19 protein-coding genes are annotated in these 16,449 nt (G+C 33.7%); 8 read left to right on the forward strand and 11 right to left on the reverse strand.

Annotated features, from left to right (window positions below; translation table 11 throughout):
- Nucleotides 1-2 precede the first annotated feature (2 nt).
- On the reverse strand, nt 3-641 hold the full coding sequence (locus tag FS802_RS05205) for a response regulator transcription factor (protein WP_000694104.1): 639 nt from the start codon (nt 639-641) through the stop codon (nt 3-5).
- A 283-nt stretch (nt 642-924) separates the two neighbouring features.
- Here FS802_RS05205 and FS802_RS05215 point away from each other — a divergent pair, with 283 nt between their 5' ends.
- The 4 genes from FS802_RS05215 to exsE are packed head-to-tail and all read left to right on the forward strand — an operon-like array spanning nt 925 to nt 3,863.
- A complete protein-coding gene (locus FS802_RS05215; protein WP_001195466.1) occupies nt 925-1,407 on the forward strand; it encodes an RNA polymerase sigma factor in 483 nt (160 codons plus the stop codon).
- Nucleotides 1,404-1,847: a hypothetical protein gene (locus tag FS802_RS05220; protein WP_144524914.1), complete on the forward strand. Its 444-nt coding sequence runs from the start codon at nt 1,404-1,406 to the stop codon at nt 1,845-1,847. Before FS802_RS05215 ends, FS802_RS05220 begins: the two co-directional genes overlap by 4 nt.
- A complete protein-coding gene (locus tag FS802_RS05225) occupies nt 1,840-2,910 on the forward strand; it encodes a hypothetical protein (protein ID WP_001039100.1) in 1,071 nt (356 codons plus the stop codon). Before FS802_RS05220 ends, FS802_RS05225 begins: the two co-directional genes overlap by 8 nt.
- Nucleotides 2,907-3,863, forward strand: a complete 957-nt coding sequence (gene exsE / locus FS802_RS05230) for an exosporium protein ExsE (protein ID WP_098654429.1) — start codon at nt 2,907-2,909, stop codon at nt 3,861-3,863. Before FS802_RS05225 ends, exsE begins: the two co-directional genes overlap by 4 nt.
- Nucleotides 3,864-3,893: 30 nt before the next feature.
- Here exsE and FS802_RS05235 read toward each other — a convergent pair whose 3' ends face one another.
- On the reverse strand, nt 3,894-5,141 hold the full coding sequence (locus tag FS802_RS05235; protein ID WP_098654430.1) for a DUF445 domain-containing protein: 1,248 nt from the start codon (nt 5,139-5,141) through the stop codon (nt 3,894-3,896).
- Between the two features lie 158 nt (nt 5,142-5,299).
- Nucleotides 5,300-6,640 carry a D-serine ammonia-lyase gene (dsdA, locus tag FS802_RS05240; RefSeq protein WP_144524916.1) on the reverse strand — a complete coding sequence of 447 codons (1,341 nt, stop codon included), beginning with the start codon at nt 6,638-6,640 and terminating at the stop codon, nt 5,300-5,302.
- Nucleotides 6,641-6,790: 150 nt separating this feature from the next.
- Between dsdA and FS802_RS05245 the strand changes: the two genes are divergently transcribed.
- A complete protein-coding gene (locus tag FS802_RS05245; RefSeq protein WP_000427658.1) occupies nt 6,791-7,336 on the forward strand; it encodes a helix-turn-helix domain-containing protein in 546 nt (181 codons plus the stop codon).
- Nucleotides 7,337-7,389: 53 nt separating this feature from the next.
- Here the strand turns inward: FS802_RS05245 and FS802_RS05250 are convergent, their stop codons facing one another.
- The 6 genes from FS802_RS05250 to FS802_RS05275 all read right to left on the reverse strand — a co-directional run bounded on the left by FS802_RS05250 (nt 7,390) and on the right by FS802_RS05275 (nt 11,166).
- On the reverse strand, nt 7,390-8,070 hold the full coding sequence (locus FS802_RS05250; RefSeq protein ID WP_144524918.1) for a prolipoprotein diacylglyceryl transferase family protein: 681 nt from the start codon (nt 8,068-8,070) through the stop codon (nt 7,390-7,392).
- An 18-nt stretch (nt 8,071-8,088) separates the two neighbouring features.
- Nucleotides 8,089-8,643 (reverse strand): TlpA family protein disulfide reductase, encoded by a 555-nt coding sequence (locus tag FS802_RS05255; protein WP_144524919.1) that lies wholly within the window; start codon nt 8,641-8,643, stop codon nt 8,089-8,091.
- A gap of 18 nt (nt 8,644-8,661) precedes the next feature.
- Nucleotides 8,662-9,375 carry a cytochrome c-type biogenesis protein CcdA gene (gene ccdA, locus FS802_RS05260; protein WP_144524921.1) on the reverse strand — a complete coding sequence of 238 codons (714 nt, stop codon included), beginning with the start codon at nt 9,373-9,375 and terminating at the stop codon, nt 8,662-8,664.
- 54 nt (nt 9,376-9,429) lie between these two features.
- Nucleotides 9,430-10,242 carry a M56 family metallopeptidase gene (locus FS802_RS05265; protein ID WP_098653224.1) on the reverse strand — a complete coding sequence of 271 codons (813 nt, stop codon included), beginning with the start codon at nt 10,240-10,242 and terminating at the stop codon, nt 9,430-9,432.
- 1 nt (nt 10,243) lies between these two features.
- Entirely contained in the window at nt 10,244-10,660 is a 417-nt protein-coding gene (locus FS802_RS05270) for a BlaI/MecI/CopY family transcriptional regulator (protein ID WP_000495068.1), read from the reverse strand.
- 107 nt (nt 10,661-10,767) lie between these two features.
- On the reverse strand, nt 10,768-11,166 hold the full coding sequence (locus tag FS802_RS05275) for a DUF3942 family protein (protein ID WP_141545873.1): 399 nt from the start codon (nt 11,164-11,166) through the stop codon (nt 10,768-10,770).
- A gap of 393 nt (nt 11,167-11,559) precedes the next feature.
- Between FS802_RS05275 and FS802_RS05280 the strand changes: the two genes are divergently transcribed.
- The gene (locus tag FS802_RS05280; protein WP_098653222.1) at nt 11,560-12,258 is read left to right on the forward strand and encodes a peptidase E; all 699 of its coding nucleotides are present in this window, start codon (nt 11,560-11,562) and stop codon (nt 12,256-12,258) included.
- A gap of 56 nt (nt 12,259-12,314) precedes the next feature.
- Here FS802_RS05280 and FS802_RS05285 read toward each other — a convergent pair whose 3' ends face one another.
- Both FS802_RS05285 and FS802_RS05290 read right to left on the reverse strand, forming a co-directional pair.
- Complete coding sequence (locus FS802_RS05285; protein ID WP_088048495.1) at nt 12,315-13,724, reverse strand: MATE family efflux transporter; 1,410 nt, start codon at nt 13,722-13,724, stop codon at nt 12,315-12,317.
- Between the two features lie 100 nt (nt 13,725-13,824).
- The gene (locus tag FS802_RS05290) at nt 13,825-14,589 is read right to left on the reverse strand and encodes a DUF2087 domain-containing protein (protein WP_098653220.1); all 765 of its coding nucleotides are present in this window, start codon (nt 14,587-14,589) and stop codon (nt 13,825-13,827) included.
- 212 nt (nt 14,590-14,801) lie between these two features.
- On the opposite strand from FS802_RS05290, the gene FS802_RS05295 reads away from it, so the two are divergent.
- Together FS802_RS05295 and FS802_RS05300 are read left to right on the forward strand one after the other, a co-directional pair.
- The gene (locus FS802_RS05295) at nt 14,802-15,587 is read left to right on the forward strand and encodes an MBL fold metallo-hydrolase (protein ID WP_098111799.1); all 786 of its coding nucleotides are present in this window, start codon (nt 14,802-14,804) and stop codon (nt 15,585-15,587) included.
- A 361-nt stretch (nt 15,588-15,948) separates the two neighbouring features.
- A complete protein-coding gene (locus tag FS802_RS05300; protein WP_098653219.1) occupies nt 15,949-16,371 on the forward strand; it encodes a PH domain-containing protein in 423 nt (140 codons plus the stop codon).
- Nucleotides 16,372-16,449 lie beyond the last annotated feature (78 nt).

The raw sequence follows: 16,449 nt of genomic DNA on the forward strand, positions 1-16,449 counted from the left end.
CTTTAATCTACTTTCCCTGTTAAATAATAAATTGCAATTTGTGTGCGATGTTCAAGTCCAGTTTTCCCTAAAACTGATGTAATATAATTTGCAATCGTTCCTTCTGATATGAAAAGTTGCTTTGAAATTTCTTTATTCGAGAAACCTTTCGCAATTAATGCGATAATACTAAGTTCTCTTTCTGTAAAAAGACTTGTATCTATTTTGCATTCGTCCTCTTTGCTCTCCATTAAATTGCTCTTAATTTTATCAAGCACTACATCTTGCATAACAGTTTGACCGTTATATACTCCTTTTATTGCATCACGAATACGCTCTGGATCATTATTTTTTAATAAATAACCTTTCGCCCCGTTCTTCACTGCGTCCAAAATATATTCATCATCATCGAACGTCGTTAAAATTAGTGGTTTCGTTTCCGTTTCTTCACAAATAAATTTCGTTGCCTCTACCCCGTTCATATTTGGCATGCGGACATCTAAAAGAGCGATATCAACGTCGTTCTTTTTACAATATTCCACTGCTTCTTTCCCATCATTTACTGTATCTACCACTTCGAACTCTTCATATGTATTTAAAATAATTTTCATGCCTTCTCTAATAAAAGAATTATCATCCGCTATTAATATTTTAATTTTCATGTTTGTTAGTATGGACCTTCCCCTACTAACATTCACATCCTTTCTTCACGTAACATTTCCCACTTGCTCATTATATACTTCTTTTTACCATTTTTTCACACCTTTTTTCATATAGCTTCCTTCCTAAAAATATATTATTCTTTTTTTACAACATGTGTAGGGTGACCAATCATTTCTTACGTCTATATAATAGAATGCGTCAAAAAGGAGGGAGAGACCCATTGAGGAAAAACAATTAATTGAAAAAGCACAGCAAGGAAGCGAACATGCTTTTCGTATCCTTGTGCAAACATATCGTCATTATATTTTTCAAGTTATCTTTTCTATTTTAAGACATGAAGAAGATGCGAAAGATGTTACACAAGAAGTATTCTTAAAAATTCACGCCTCTCTCCCAAATTATCAATTTCGCGGATTAAAAACGTGGATGGCACGTATTGCCACCAATCACGCTATTGATTATAAAAGGAAGAAAGCTAGAGAAAATGAAGAACTCTCCTTATGTAAAGACACTGAGGAAAATATAAAATCCTCTCAGAATATTGAGGCTTTATTATTGACGAAAGAGCAAAAATTACTCATTGCTCAAAAACTGAGAGAACTTCCCGAAAATTACCGTGACGTCGTTCTCGCACATTACTTAGAAGAAAAAAGTTATCAAGAAATTTCTTTACAGGAAAACATCGAAGTGAAAACAGTCGAAATGAAACTGTACCGGGCAAGAAAATGGATTAAAAAACATTGGAAGGAGGAAGAGTTTCTATGATGCATTATTCAAAAGAGGATTGGCGCAATTATACTTTAGATTTTATAGAAAGCAATGAACGTGAATCTATGGAAGAACACCTTTATGAATGTGATCATTGTTTAGCACTTTATATGGAAAGTATCGGTGAACAACATGAAAACCTTCCAATGATAAATGATGATTCATTTACGAACGAAGTTATGACGCAAATTAATTTTGAAACGCTACAACCTAATGAAAATATAAAAACAAACTCACTAAAGCGCACCATTATTCACTACATAATTGCGACTGCGGCTACAATTATTTTTATGGTAAGTGGTTTATTCCAGTATATCTTCACAGCGACATCAAATTTCGAGAAATCTTCAAAACATAACGAGTCTTCTATCTCACAACAAATTGTAAACAAATCGGTAGACACATCAAAAAAGGACGGAGGTTCAAAGCATGAATAAAAATCCCTTTTTAGCACTTGTATTAGGGCTAATTCCCGGGCTTGGACATTTATATTTAAAGAAATTTGGACGGTTTATTTTATATAGCGGAGGGGCTGTATTTCTATTTATCTTTGCAGCATTTTGTACAATAGCATTAGGTGCGCGTGATATTGCTTTTCTTTCTCTATTTTTACTAGTCGTCTTATGGGCGATCAATTTATTAGATTTAGTTATCACTATTATTAACCAATCGAAAAAACAAGCTGCAGGAGAATTTACAGAGTCCTCTAAAGAAAGCGAACGATTTTATATCATTCTTCTATCAATCATCCCTGGACTTGGACATTTTCAATTAGGACTTATGCAACGTGGACTTACATTTTTAGTAGCTTGCACAGGAATCGGAAGTATGATTATTTTCGTTGCACTTTTAACATCGCAAGAAAGTTTCCTTATCTTCCTTATTACATTACCTGTTTTATGGATTTACAATTTCTTTGATGTTGTTCAGCAACTCCAGAAAAAAGAACGTGGCGAGCAACTAGATGATCGTACTATTTTCGAAGAGTTTGAAGAGCATCGTGAACAAGGAAAGAAGAATAAAACATTCGCTTCTATTTTAGCGATGTTCCCCGGAGCAGGACATATGTATTTAGGCTTACAACGCCGCGGCCTTCAACTTATGGCAGCCTTTTTACTTTCCATATATTTACTCGACTTATTAAGACTTTCAGCGTTTTTATTTTTAGTTCCAATCATTTGGTTCTATAGCTTTTTTGACGCTTTACAGCAAACCGCAAAGTATGGAAAAGAACGTGTAAATGACGAACCTATCATTGATTATTTTATCAATCATCAAAGATGGATCGGTATTGGGTTAATTACACTCGGTGGTTATTATTTATTAGATCAAACAGTCCTTCCTATTTTGAACGATTACTTTGCAACTATATTTAACATTCATCTTAGCGAGCTGTATTATCGCTATTTCCAAACATCTATCGTTGCACTCCTCTTAATTGGTGGCGGCTTTAAATTGTTACTTGGAAATAAAGAAAACAAAGGTGGTACAAAAGAATGAGAACATGGCGCGTTGGAACATTTTCAATGGGGCTTTCTATTATTGCATTAGGTTGCTTCTTACTATTTTCAGTTATAAAAGGTACTGAGGTATTAGATTCCTTAACAGCTTGGTGGCCTGTTTTACTTGTCATACTTGGCGTGGAAATTTTACTATACCTTCTATTTTCTAAGAAGGAACAATCTTTTATTAAATATGATATTTTTAGTATTTTCTTTATCGGTGTTTTAGGAAGCGCTGGAATTGCTTTTTACTGTTTACTATCAACTGGATTACTAGATGAAGTTCGTCATTCTATTAATACCACTCAGCAAACGAGTAATATTCCAAGTGGACAACTTGATATACCTGAATCTATCAAAAAAATCGTAGTGGATGCAGGGCATTATCCTCTAACAATAGAGGGTAATGATACAAATCAAATTCACCTTCTTGGAACATATGAAATGACAACGAAAGCTAATGAAAAACTTAATTTAAAACAAGAAGATTTCCTTTCAGTTCAAACAGCTGGGGAAACGATGTATATCACTTTGAAATCATTACCTGTTCAACATACGTTATGGAATTCAGCACCACAGGTAAAACAAACACTCGTTCTTCCGCAAAATAAAAATGTAGAAGTTCGTGCTTCAAATAACGAACTATCCCTTTATCCAGGTCAATTACAAAATAATTGGTTTGTACAAGAAAGTTCAAATGTATCTGTTCATTTAGCAAAAGAAAGTGATGTGTCTTTAATCGCCGTAACAAACAAAAAAGAAGCACACGGAAGCACTCCTTGGGAACAAGTTGAAGATTTAACGAAAAAAGAAGATAATACTTCAGAAGAAAATCCAGAATTCAACGGGCAAGAACATTGGTATAAAAATTCAATTAAAACAGGCAATGGGACGTATAAGTTAAACATTGAGAAAGCTTACAATTTAAATATGAGTGTTATTGAAAAATAAAAAACCTTCCACAATTGTGGAAGGTTTTTCTCATATAATCGCTTTAATGCCTTCTAACACTAACCCAATCATAAATCCGCAAACAGCCCCGTTTACTCGGATCCACTGCAAATCTTTACCTACATTATTTTCAATCATTTCAATTAACGTTTTATCGTCTAACTTATCAAGATTTTCTTGTACAAGTTTTCCGATTTTCGAATGATTCTTTTCCACAAGTGTGACAACTTGTTTTTGTAACCACTCTTCTATTTTTTGAACAGTCTGTTCATCTTCTTTTATTTTATTCATTTGTTTTTGTAAAAATGGCATAACATATTTATCCGTAAATTCTTCATTTTTCACAAAAGTAATTGCCCTTTGTTGTACTTGCCCCAGCATCTCTTTAATTTTGTCAGTAGCATCCCAATTGGCAATCCATTTTTCTTTCCAATTTTCTAATTCCTGCAGTAAAGCTTCATTTTCTTTTACATTTATAATTTCTTGACGAATTTTCGCTAATATAAGTTGTCTTGTGCTATTATCTGCATCTTGTAAGCTGTTAATATTGCTAATAATAAATTTCTGCAAAATGCCGCCAATTTTATCTTCATCTACAATATTCATAAACGATTTCAAAGTAAACTGTAAAAATCCATCTACTTTTATGTTTTCCATCGCCTTCATACCTAAGCTTCCGAGCTGGTAACGCGCTTCATCTTGCGCTGTCCAATCTTTCACTTTTACTAAAATGTAATCAAGTGTCTTTTCATCATATTCTTGCACAACTAGTTGATCAACAAGCACTTGTAATATGTTACTTGTATTAATTGTATGCAAATACGTTTTTAATTCTTTTTCAATAATAACCGCTAATTTTTCCGTATCTATTGTAACAATCGCCTTCTCAGCAATTGTTACAATTCCCTTTTTCACAGCGTCAGACTGCATTTCTCTTTCAGCAATTTGCAGTACCATTTGCGCTAGCTGCATTTCTTTTACTTTATTCGTAATACTTTCTTTCGTCAGCCACTCATTTTCTAACGTATGAATGAGCCCTTTCGTTACTCGTTTACGATTTTTAGGTAATAACGCTGTATGTGGAATTGGAATTCCCATCGGATGACGGAATAATGCTGTAACTGCGAACCAATCCGCAAGTCCGCCAACTAATCCAGCTTCAAATCCCCCTTGTATAATCTCACCTACTACCGTTCCTTGAAAAGGGATAGAAGCCGCAAAACCTACTCCCATAACCCCAAGCGAAATACCCGCTATATATTTAGTCTGTAATGACATCGTATACACATCCTCTTATTATGTAAAATAAAGCTTTTTGTTATATTTATTTGATATTCGTTCTTTATATCTATACTATAATGAACTAATGCGAAAATAACAAAGAATTTATAATAATACATATGTCATATAAATAAAAAATGAGGCCACAATTAGCCTCATTTTTCTAATATTGTTAATGACTCGCCTGTTTTATAATACCCATTCATCACATCTTCCGGAACCATACTACCGCCAGTTCCCCACACAATATGAGTACCTTTCTTCATCTTCTCCATTAACTGTTGCTTCTGTAAATACTCATCTTCTTTACATACTTTCATTGGTCCTATCATGCCGGCTAACGCAGAAGGCTCTAAATAAATATTTTCCGTATCAGCTAGTTCTTTTAATAATCTATATAACTCTTCATCACTTACTGTGTAATTCCCACTCAAAAATGGTTCCATCGTTTTACCGACAAATCCAGACGGTCTTCCTACCGCTAGTCCGTCCGCGTCTGTTACATTATCAATCCCGACATCTTGAACAGCAATTTTATCATGAAGTCCTGTCATTAAACCGAGTAACATACATGGAGAGTGCGTAGGCTCCGCAAAGAAACAGTGCACGTTGTCTTTATACAATAACTTTAAACCAAATGCGACTCCGCCAGGTCCGCCTCCTACTCCGCACGGAAGGTAAACGAATAAAGGATGATTTTCATCTACTACAATCTCTAACTCTTCTAATTGCTTTTGTAATCGCGATGCTGCTACTGCGTATCCTAAAAATAAATCATGGGAGTTTTCATCATCTACAAAATAACAGCTAGGATTTGCATCTGCTTGCTGACGCCCCTCTTCTACTGCTTTACTATAATCAGCTTCATATTCAATAACGTCTACACCTTTACTTCTTAATAAATCTTTTTTCCATTCTTTTGCGTCTGCTGACATATGAACAGTTACGTTAAAACCTAGTTTTGCACTCATAATCCCAATGCTTAGTCCTAAATTACCGGTAGAACCCACCGCAATTGAGTATTTCGCAAAAAACTCTCTACATGTATCACTGTCTAAAATGGAATAATCATCTTCTTCTGTTAACATTCCATGCTGCAAAGCTAATTTCTCCGCATGCTTCAGCACTTCATAAATGCCGCCTCTAGCTTTAATGGATCCTGATATCGGAAGCCCGCTATCACATTTTAATAGTAATTCACCTAATATAGGTTTCCCATAATTTTTCTCTAAAGACTGTTTCATAGTAGGTATCTTCACTAAAGGTGATTCTATAATGCCGCCCGTTTCTTTCGTTTCTGGAAAAACTTTCGCAATGTACGGTGCAAAACGCTTTAACCTCTCTTCCGCATCTTTTACATTCTCTTCATTCAATGGGGAATCTTTTATTGCCGTTTCATACTTTTCCATGTTCGGATTTACCCAAAACACTTCTTCTGTTGCGATTAATTTATTTAATAGTGGATATTCCTCTTTTAATTTCTCTATTTCCTTCATTTCTCTTCCTCCTCATAACCTTGTAGCTTACGATTCAATAAATTATAATTAAATTAATTTTAATATAGTTTAACATAAATCATTCACTTAAGTTAATTTTAATTTAATTTTTTTAAATACAATTTAATAATTAGTAAGGAGCCTTTCATTATGGAAAATATAGATATTGGTAAAAAGATTGAAAAGCAAAGAAAAGAAAAAGGTTTAACGAGTAAAGAACTAGCAACGATGGCAGGTATTACACCATCTATGTTAAGTCAAATTGAGCGTGGGTCTGCTAACCCTTCTATTCAAACATTAAAAGTACTCGCTAAAGCTCTTGATGTACCAACATTTAGCTTTTTACTGGAAGATACAAATACAGACGATTTAATTGTACGTTCTCATAAACGAAAAAAAATGATTATTGATAATTTATCATATGAATTGTTATCACCTGATTTCACAGGAAATTTAGCAACAGCAATTATGACTGTTCCGCCAAATACAGCTTCATCAGAAAATGTACTAGAACATAAAGGTGAAGAGTTAGCATACGTATTAGACGGGAAAATCACATTGTACTTAAACGAAGAAGAATACATATTAGAAACGGGTGATAGCGTAAAAATACCCGCTTATTTAAAACATAAATGGGTAAATCAATTTGAGAAAAATGCAATTGTTTTATTTTCTGTTACTCCGCCGATTTTTTAATACAAAATAAAAAAATAGCCACGCATGGACACACTCCATATGTGGCTACCTTTTTATTTTTTCGGCACGAACATAATCCCTAAACTAATAACAAAGAAGCTCATTATTTGCTGTGCTGATAAACCAAATAAAACCGAATTTTGTTCACTAACAAGCGAAATAATGATATGAGCAACCCCTTCAATAATTAGAAAAACACTTATATTCTTTCCATTTCCGAGCCTTTCATTTTTCATCCATAACAAGCCGATTATACAAAGGGTAAGGATGATCTCGTATGCGAAAATAGGATGATATAAAAATTTAGATTCATATATTTTCACACCCCAAGGCAATGTCGTTTGTACACCTATTTTGTGGTTGAATAGAAAATAAAAAATAATACTCATACATAGTCCAATAGGTAATGCATCAAGTAAAATACGAAGCGAAAATTGTCCCTTTTTACTTTTCCAAACAATGTATATACTCGCAATTACACATCCTGCTATAATATGCTGCATACTTCCTACAGCTAATAGTGCCTGCAATGGCGACCTAAAAGCCCATACTGGATTTATAATTGCCGGTGCAAATTTCCATACAAATACGATGATAAGAAAAGCATTTGTTACTGCATCCATCATTTTTTCATATGGTACACTTTCGTTCTTCATCTTTCGTTTCATCAACATAAACCCAAATAGACTTCCAATTATAATAGATACAGGTTGTAACCTCACGATCCACTCCATCAATACAAAATCCCCTCTTTAACTCTCAATTAATTTCTTAAATTTCTCTTCTAATTGATCTGGAGGTAATACGCCTCGCACTTGCTCTACGATAATTCCATCTTTATTAACAAAAAATGTCGTTGGTAACGAAAATACTTTATAATCTAATCCAGCTACTCCGTCCATATCTAGTAAAACAGGAAACTTAAATCCGTGACGATCTGCAAATGCGCTCGCTTCTTGTACTGGATCTCCGATTGTCGCATTTACCGCAAAAATTTCAACATCCTTTTTATATTTGTCATACATATGAACTAAGTCAGGTGCCTCCATTTCACATGGACCACACCATGATGCCCAAAAATTAATAAGATATGGCTTTCCCTTTGCATCATTTAACGAATACAGCTTCCCGTCTAACCCTTTTAACGTTATGTTTGGCGCTTTAAATCCTACTTGTGGTAATACTTCTGTTTTTTGTAACTCCGCTTGTTTTGCTTTTCTTTCTTTTTCTTCTTTCTTTGTATTATAAAAATTAACTCCGGCCCAAATTAGTGCCCCGGCCAGTATAATCGCAATTAGCTTCTTCACTTTTCTTCCTCCTCATTATTAAAAGCCTGTAAATCCACCGAATAGACGAATAAAGAATGCTGTAATTTTCGTCATTTGATTTGTATACAATAAAATTCCTGTTACAATCATCATTCCGCCACCAATTTTCATCATGACATTGGCATATGTAACGATCCATCTTACCTTCCCAATAAAGAATGCCATCACGAAAAACGGAACCGCAAACCCAAGGGTATACGCTGTAATATAAAGAAGTGCACCTTCAGGATTCGTCGCCCCAAGCATGAGTACAGCTGAAAATATCGGTCCAACACATGGCGTCCAACCCGCTGCATATGTCATACCGACTAAAATCGAGCGAATATATCCAGTCGATTTACTTCTATACTGTACCTTTTTCTCTGCCATAAGCCACTTAGGCTGAAACAAACCTGTCATAAACAGCCCCATCAAAACAATGAAAATCCCACCAATTTGTTGAATCAATTTTTGGTTAGATGAAAATGTTATTCCAATCCAGCTTACCGATAAGCCTAACGCATAAAATATAACCGAAAATCCGATCATAAAAAATACGGTATGTATGATCGCTGATTTTTGCATCATTCCACGATTTTCTTTTAAATCTTGAATAGACACACCTGTAATATACGATAAATAAGATGGATATAGCGGTAAAGAACATGGTGATATAAACGACAGTACCCCTGCCCCAGCTACAAGCCAAATTGTTAAATCTGCTGCATTCATTTTATTCCCCCTAAACACACTACAATAGGTAGTGTTAATCTTTAAAAAAAGAGGCTATATGCACTCTCCGACAATAAGTACAACCGATATACAGAATAAACCTAATGTTACATATACTGAATTCGTATGTAATGGAATATTAAGCTTTACGACTTTTTCATTTAACACTTGATTGATTCGTAAATTTATTGCTGTTTTTGCAAATGAAGCTGTAACACATCTATTTTCCATTGTCTTTATTTTAATTAATTTTAATAATGCGCTACCTAACTCGAATTTAGATTTCATTTTTCGCATTGCATATTTATCTGCAGCTAACTCCTGATACACATGATAGCGTTGCAATAGCCCTTTTAATATCGGGATGTATATCATTCCTTCTGCTAATAACGTAAAACAAAATAATTTTAACGGATCTCGATTATTTTGATGATATTCTTCATGAAAAATAATTGCATCCATTTCTTCATCTGAAAATGTTTGAAGCATCCCTTCTGACATGACAACTTTCGGACGAAATAACCCAATTGTAAATGCCGCAACTTCCACGGTCGGCAATATATATATTTGTTTTCCTTTTCGAATGAAAGGGATAAGTACTTTTTGTAATTTTTTACTATAGAAAAATTGTCGCCAAATTCTTTTGCAAACTATGAGTACAGTAAGTAATAGTAATCCAGCAATTATAATACGAATGAGCGATAATTCTTTCATATGTTGTTCTAACTGGAACAAGCAAAACTTTGAAAGAAAGAACGCCTTATTTTGAAACAGAAATGGATATGTAACGTAATACACTAACATACTGAAAAAGAGGGTACTAACAATTACTGCTAACAATACGATTTTACGCATTTGCCATTTCATTTCATTGATCCTCTTTTTTTAACTGATTCAATTTGTCTTCTAATTTTTTTATTAAAGTCGGATCAGCCTGCTCTAACTCATCAAGCATATGATTTACAACTAAATCCCCAAATTCCCCCATCAATTCTTGTGTCATCTTCTTCGTTTGATTGGATAAGAATTCTTCTTTTGTTTGTACAGTACGATATATGCCACTTCTTTTCACAGTCTGTTTTTCTAAGTGGAATTTCTCTACTAACCTGTTCATAACTGTCATGACCGTATTAAAATTCACAGGTGATTCTTCACTTAATTTCTGCTGCACTTCTTTAATCGTAATACCCTCGGTGGACCAGACAATCTCCATAATTTTCGCTTCAAGCGGTCCAAAGAAATGATTTAACCCTTGCTCATTTAACTTATAGTTTTGAGTAAACATAGTATGGCTCCTTTCACACTACGAATTGTAGTATAAATTAAATGAAAGGTCAAACACGAATGATATGCACTAAAATTCACTACCTATAAATCAGTACCCCGTTCTATTCATCGTAAACCTAACTTCTCTCCAAATGTATCAAAGAGATACTGCTCTAATATTTGCACACTAAACTTCTCATTACGTCCAAGTGCAAATAATTCCCGATCTTTCGCTACGATAGTATCTAATGGAATAACGACATTATCCACTATTTTTGTAATTTCAATGATGTTACTTTTGACATTTACCTCTGTTTTAAATTCAATATTTTCTAATACGATATGTGAACGTCTTCCTGATGTAAAGAAAGTAAAGTTAGGATTTTTAACAACGCCAATTTCAGCCTCTAACGCATATAAATAGTGAAAAATTATATCTCTATGTCCATCTTTTATTATTTTTTCATCCTTCTCATCATCTAAGTATTCTTTCACTTTCGTTGCAAACTCAAATCGAAAATCCACCTTTTTCACGCTCCCTCTTTGTATTTTTATATTAAATAAATATATTGAAATAATTTTACCATATTGTAATACAAGTTCCTATTAAAAGTAAAAAATGATTTGTGAAATCTCTATTATTTCCGATTCCTTTTTAAAATATAAACACTAATGCAATATGAAATAATGCTTCGTTATATCCATTTAAACATATTGTTTCCATATTTTGAAACAATAGTATGAAGTATTATATATCAATAAAGTGTTTCTAATTCATTCTTCTATATAGCTATCATCACCTTTACTATTCCAATATATTTAAACCGCATTTTCTACTTATTCATTACGTAAGAGAAGGAATGTTACTCTCTTCTATCGAATTTTTATATAACAAAAATGATTAGGTGGTGCTTTACTATGAAATTAGCTGTCATTGGTGGCGGTGATTTACAAGATTCAAATCACTCGCCTATTAATGAGCGACTTATAGAATTAACAAATAAACAGTATCCAAAAGTATTATTCATTCCTACAGCTAGTCATGATGATGAAAGCTATATAAAGCTATTTTTAGACGCGTTCGAAAAACAATTACACTGTGAAGTACAAATTTTAAGTACTATAGCTGATACACCTTCTAAATATGAAATAGACGAAATGATTCAGTCTGCTGATTTAATTTATCTCGGTGGCGGGAACTACATTCACATGCTTACACAATGGAAAGAACATAAACTAGATGAAAAATTATTATTTGCTTTGCAGCAAGGAACACTCATTGCAGGGTATAGTGCTGGTGCTATGTGCTGGTTCACATCTAGTATCCGATCCGATTATGAAGGTTCTGGTTATATAGAGTGTAACGGTTGGGGGATTGTTAACAAAAGGTTTTGTCCACATTATAATCAATTAAATAGAATGAACGCCTTCCATTCCTTTTTACAAAATCATCAAGGTAATATAGAAGGAATTGCACTAGAGGATAATTGCGCTTTATATATTACAGAAGAATCTTTTGAAATTATTGGTGAACCTGAAAAAGCATGGGAGTTTTATATGAGTGATAACGAGCTCATTAGACAACATTTTGATATCACTTTAAAAAGCTATTTGTAAACCTACACTTACAAAAAATGTCCCTAAGTATAATAGCTTAGGGACATTTGCATGATTTAACTCACTAATCGTGTAATTCGTTTCTTCTGCCATGAAAGCTTATAATATGCATACTGTAATATTAAGCTAACAATAAATGCTGCTGGGTACCCAATCCATATCCCTTCTATGCCGAGACTTGTATGGTAAGAAAGGTAATACGCTACAGGTACTTCAACAAGCCAAATTGATACAACGCCGATAACAGTTGGCCATAATACTGTACCACTTGCTCGCATTGTCGCACTAATAATTTGCGCATGCCCGAAAATTAAATAACTCCATAATGTAATCATAACTAGACTATGAGCAATTTCAATTGTAGTTTGACTCGTTAAAAATAGTGATAGAATGTCTCTTGAGAACAAGTAAATAAGAGATATTAGCACACCACCGATGACGTAGTTCATAATAATTCCGGCCTTCACAACTTTCTGCAATCTATCAAATTGATTCGCACCAATTGATTGTGCTGCAAAAATGGAAACTGTAATACCAAGGCTAACTGCTGGCATTTGTACATAACTTGCAACCTGATTCACGACGCCATATGCCGCTGTTGCATCCGAACCATAACGATTTACAAACGCGATTACCGCAATTTCAGATAATGAAACTAATATCATGTTAATACTCGCTGGAATTCCGAGTCGTAGCAATAGCTTTAATAACTCCCCATCCATTCGAAGATATTTTCTTACCGTACTATCTAATTGTAGTGGATGGTTTTTCTTCTTTAAATACACTAACATGACAATGAACGTAATCACTGTAGATATAACAGAAGCATAGGCTGCTCCATACACATCTAATTTCGGAGCTCCTAACCATCCGAAAATAAGAATTGGTAATAAAATCATATTTAGCGCTGTACTTACAATTAAAAAGTAAAATGGCGTTTTGGAATCTCCTGTACCTCTCATAAATGTTGTATATGCGAAATATAAAAATAATACTGGCATCGATATAAATAATATCCGTGCATAATGTACACTTATTTCAATAATATTTTCTGGCGTTCCCATAAGGCGCATAATATCCATTGCAAAAATACTGCCTACTATCGCCAACACGACTCCAATAATAAATGTAAATGTCAGCGTCGTACCAACGATAGCTTTTAAACGATCTTCGTTTTTAGCGCCAAACGCCTGACCAATTAAAATAGAACTACCTGAACCAATACCAATTACAAATGAAACGAGTAAGAAAAATAGCGGGAAGAATGCTGATATGGCTGCTAAATCATTCACTCCAAGCCATCTTCCTACTACTACCATACCGAATAATTGTCCAATCGATTGTAATACATTACTTAATAGTAACGGTACTAAAAACATGGACATCGACTTCCAAATCGGTTTACTCTCACTTTCTAACTTATGTGACTCCGCACCTTCTTTATTGTTATCTGTAGGTGGTTTCAAATTTCATTTCTCCTTTTATTAAAAATCTGTTTTTTCAACTTCTATCTCTTTGTATAGTTGTTATAATAATTTGCTTCTATTCATTTTCTTTTCCGTATGATTATAACTTCACCCAATATTGGCTTCCATCAGCTGTTCTATCTAAAAATCCATATTCAATTAAATATCTTCTTAAAGTTACAAAATCCGGGTATACACTTTCTATAACAGTATTCACTTCTTTTTCAGTGTACTTTTTATTACTATCAAACTTCGTCACTAAATGGCGTAATATAATTAATTTACGCTTTTGCTTTTTCGGAAATGTAGAAAGCGGTCCATCTAATCCTTCTGTAAAATGTGCTTTTAATACTTCATCATTTTCTTCTTCCGTAATATTGTAACGATCATCTACCATCGTTGCTGTTCTATGAATGGGTACAAATTTCGTTTGTACTTTTGATTTTTCTTCTGACAGTTCCATTAACGCTAAAAACACTTTCGCTTGCTTCATTTTCTCTCGAAGTGTAAATCGATGATTACGAATGGTTGATGTACTTCCGCCATCCATCTCTTTTACAATCTCTTTATCATTTAGCCCCATATGGAAAAACTGAACCATTTTCTTTTGCAAATCCGTTAAACCAGTATACTTCTTATCAAGGTTTAATAAATAATCAAACATAGACGTATGTTCATTTTGCACATGCAATTGTATAAACTTCTCTGCTTCATACAAAACCTGATTATCTTGATAAATAACCCCCTTAATAAACGCTTCTCCACAAGCTAAACAAATATACTCCTCTGCTTCCGCTTCAAATACATACCCTTTCTTCAATTCTTCTACCGAAGCATCCCAAAACTTCTCTGAAATATCACTCACACTAAACACTCCTTTAAAATGTTTATCTAAAAACAGACATTTTCCAATAACGTTTACTATCTCTTCATCATCTTAACATAAAACAAACAAACACTTCAACGCTTCGTTTACCCATTTTGTAAACTTTTATAAAAACATCTATTAAAAGGGTTTGGTACAACGAAAAGCGAATGTATTTATATAAATTCATTCAATAGGATGTGAAATAGAACATGACTATTCCTCAAGACCCTTGGTTTACTGTAATGCAGATTGCACAAAATACATATGCAATTAGTGAATATGGACATTGGGAGAAAGTACATTCCTTCTTACTTATAGGCGATACTGCTGCAATTCTTATCGATACAGGACTAGGTATCGATAATATGAAACGTATAACGGACCAACTAACAAACTTACCCATTACAGTTGTCACAACACACGTCCATTGGGATCATATCGGTAGCCACGCACAATATGAAGAAATCTATGTACATGCTTTAGAAGAAGATTGGCTCATTAACGGCATAAAAGGACTCCCTATTACTCAAATTAGGCACGACATCGCTCGTGACATTACTTTACCTACACCTAAAACATTTCAACCTGAAACATTCGAGCCATTCCAAGGGACACCAACAAAATTACTACAAGATGGAGATATGATTGATATTGGAAATAGGAAAATTCAAATTATACATACCCCAGGTCACTCACCAGGACATATATGCCTATACGATTATGAAACTGCGTTTTTATTCACAGGAGATTTACTTTATGAAGGCACAATTTTTGCGTTTTATCCAACGACTAATCCTGTAGACTTCGTCCAGTCTCTACACAAAATTACAAATTTCTCACCTATTAATCAAATTTACGGTTCACATCATACTCTTGGTCTCCCGCCTACTATACTGAAAGAAGTAAAATACGCTATTCAATATTTGAGTGATAACAACCTCATTCAACACGGAACTGGTACTCACTCATTCGAAAACTTCAGTATTCAATTTTAACTACAAAAAAGGTATTTCCGTATACAGAAATACCTTTTATCCATTATATATTCTATTTACAACCTCGACTAAAGCTCTACTTACCTGTACGAATATATGCTTTCGGTTTCCATCCTCAACAAATTTATTAGCACAACTACCCATAATCATCATACAACTAATTATGACTAATGCTAACTTTCTATTTTTGCAAGTCACTTTATACCTCTCCACTACTGCAAAATTCCATTTAAATTTATCCCATCAGAAAATTTTACATGAATAATAAAACGTGTGAATATGCAATTATGCATATTCACACGTTTTATTAAGATGTTGTGATTTAATTTAGTTAGAGTACACGTAAACTGAGGTGACTAACTTGAAATTCAAAGCGAAAAAGAATCCATTTCACGTCATTTTTATTACATTATTTATCATTATTTTTTTCGTTTCGCTATTCTTCCAAAATGAAAATTCTATTTTTTTCACTCTCATGATGCTATTAAATATCGTCAATCTTTCTTCATTCTATTTCTCTCACTACAACGTAACGGAATCCTCTCTTGTTGTAAAACATGGTTTCATACTGCGTACTGAAATTCCATTTGAAGATATTCGCCACATTAAATACTCTGGCAAAACACTTCGCTCAGAAAAGTGGACTAGGCAGCAATTAGAAATTCATTACAATTTATTTGATTCTGTGACAACTTTCGTACCTCAAGAAGAAGAAAAGTTCATTTCACTCTTAAAAGAAAACTGTCCACAAATGAAAGTATTGAATATGCCTGCTAACAAATAATATATTTTGGCACTTGCAGTAATACAAATGGAAGTCATAAAAATAAATATCAAAAAAACCAAGATTCTAAACTAAGAA

Source organism: Bacillus sp. DE0042 (assembly GCF_007680225.1).
Taxonomy (GTDB): domain Bacteria; phylum Bacillota; class Bacilli; order Bacillales; family Bacillaceae_G; genus Bacillus_A; species Bacillus_A wiedmannii.

Excerpts from the sequence above, each read along its gene's own strand:
- FS802_RS05205 (WP_000694104.1), bottom strand. The coding sequence starts at position 641 with ATGAAAATTAAAATATTAATAGCGGATGATAATTCTTTTATTAGAGAA.
- FS802_RS05220 (WP_144524914.1), top strand. The coding sequence starts at position 1,404 with ATGATGCATTATTCAAAAGAGGATTGGCGCAATTATACTTTAGATTTT.
- FS802_RS05225 (WP_001039100.1), top strand. The coding sequence starts at position 1,840 with ATGAATAAAAATCCCTTTTTAGCACTTGTATTAGGGCTAATTCCCGGG.
- exsE (WP_098654429.1), top strand. The coding sequence starts at position 2,907 with ATGAGAACATGGCGCGTTGGAACATTTTCAATGGGGCTTTCTATTATT.
- FS802_RS05235 (WP_098654430.1), bottom strand. The coding sequence starts at position 5,141 with ATGTCATTACAGACTAAATATATAGCGGGTATTTCGCTTGGGGTTATG.
- dsdA (WP_144524916.1), bottom strand. The coding sequence starts at position 6,640 with ATGAAGGAAATAGAGAAATTAAAAGAGGAATATCCACTATTAAATAAA.
- FS802_RS05245 (WP_000427658.1), top strand. The coding sequence starts at position 6,791 with ATGGAAAATATAGATATTGGTAAAAAGATTGAAAAGCAAAGAAAAGAA.
- FS802_RS05250 (WP_144524918.1), bottom strand. The coding sequence starts at position 8,070 with ATGGAGTGGATCGTGAGGTTACAACCTGTATCTATTATAATTGGAAGT.
- ccdA (WP_144524921.1), bottom strand. The coding sequence starts at position 9,375 with ATGAATGCAGCAGATTTAACAATTTGGCTTGTAGCTGGGGCAGGGGTA.
- FS802_RS05265 (WP_098653224.1), bottom strand. The coding sequence starts at position 10,242 with ATGAAATGGCAAATGCGTAAAATCGTATTGTTAGCAGTAATTGTTAGT.
- FS802_RS05270 (WP_000495068.1), bottom strand. The coding sequence starts at position 10,660 with ATGTTTACTCAAAACTATAAGTTAAATGAGCAAGGGTTAAATCATTTC.
- FS802_RS05280 (WP_098653222.1), top strand. The coding sequence starts at position 11,560 with ATGAAATTAGCTGTCATTGGTGGCGGTGATTTACAAGATTCAAATCAC.
- FS802_RS05295 (WP_098111799.1), top strand. The coding sequence starts at position 14,802 with ATGACTATTCCTCAAGACCCTTGGTTTACTGTAATGCAGATTGCACAA.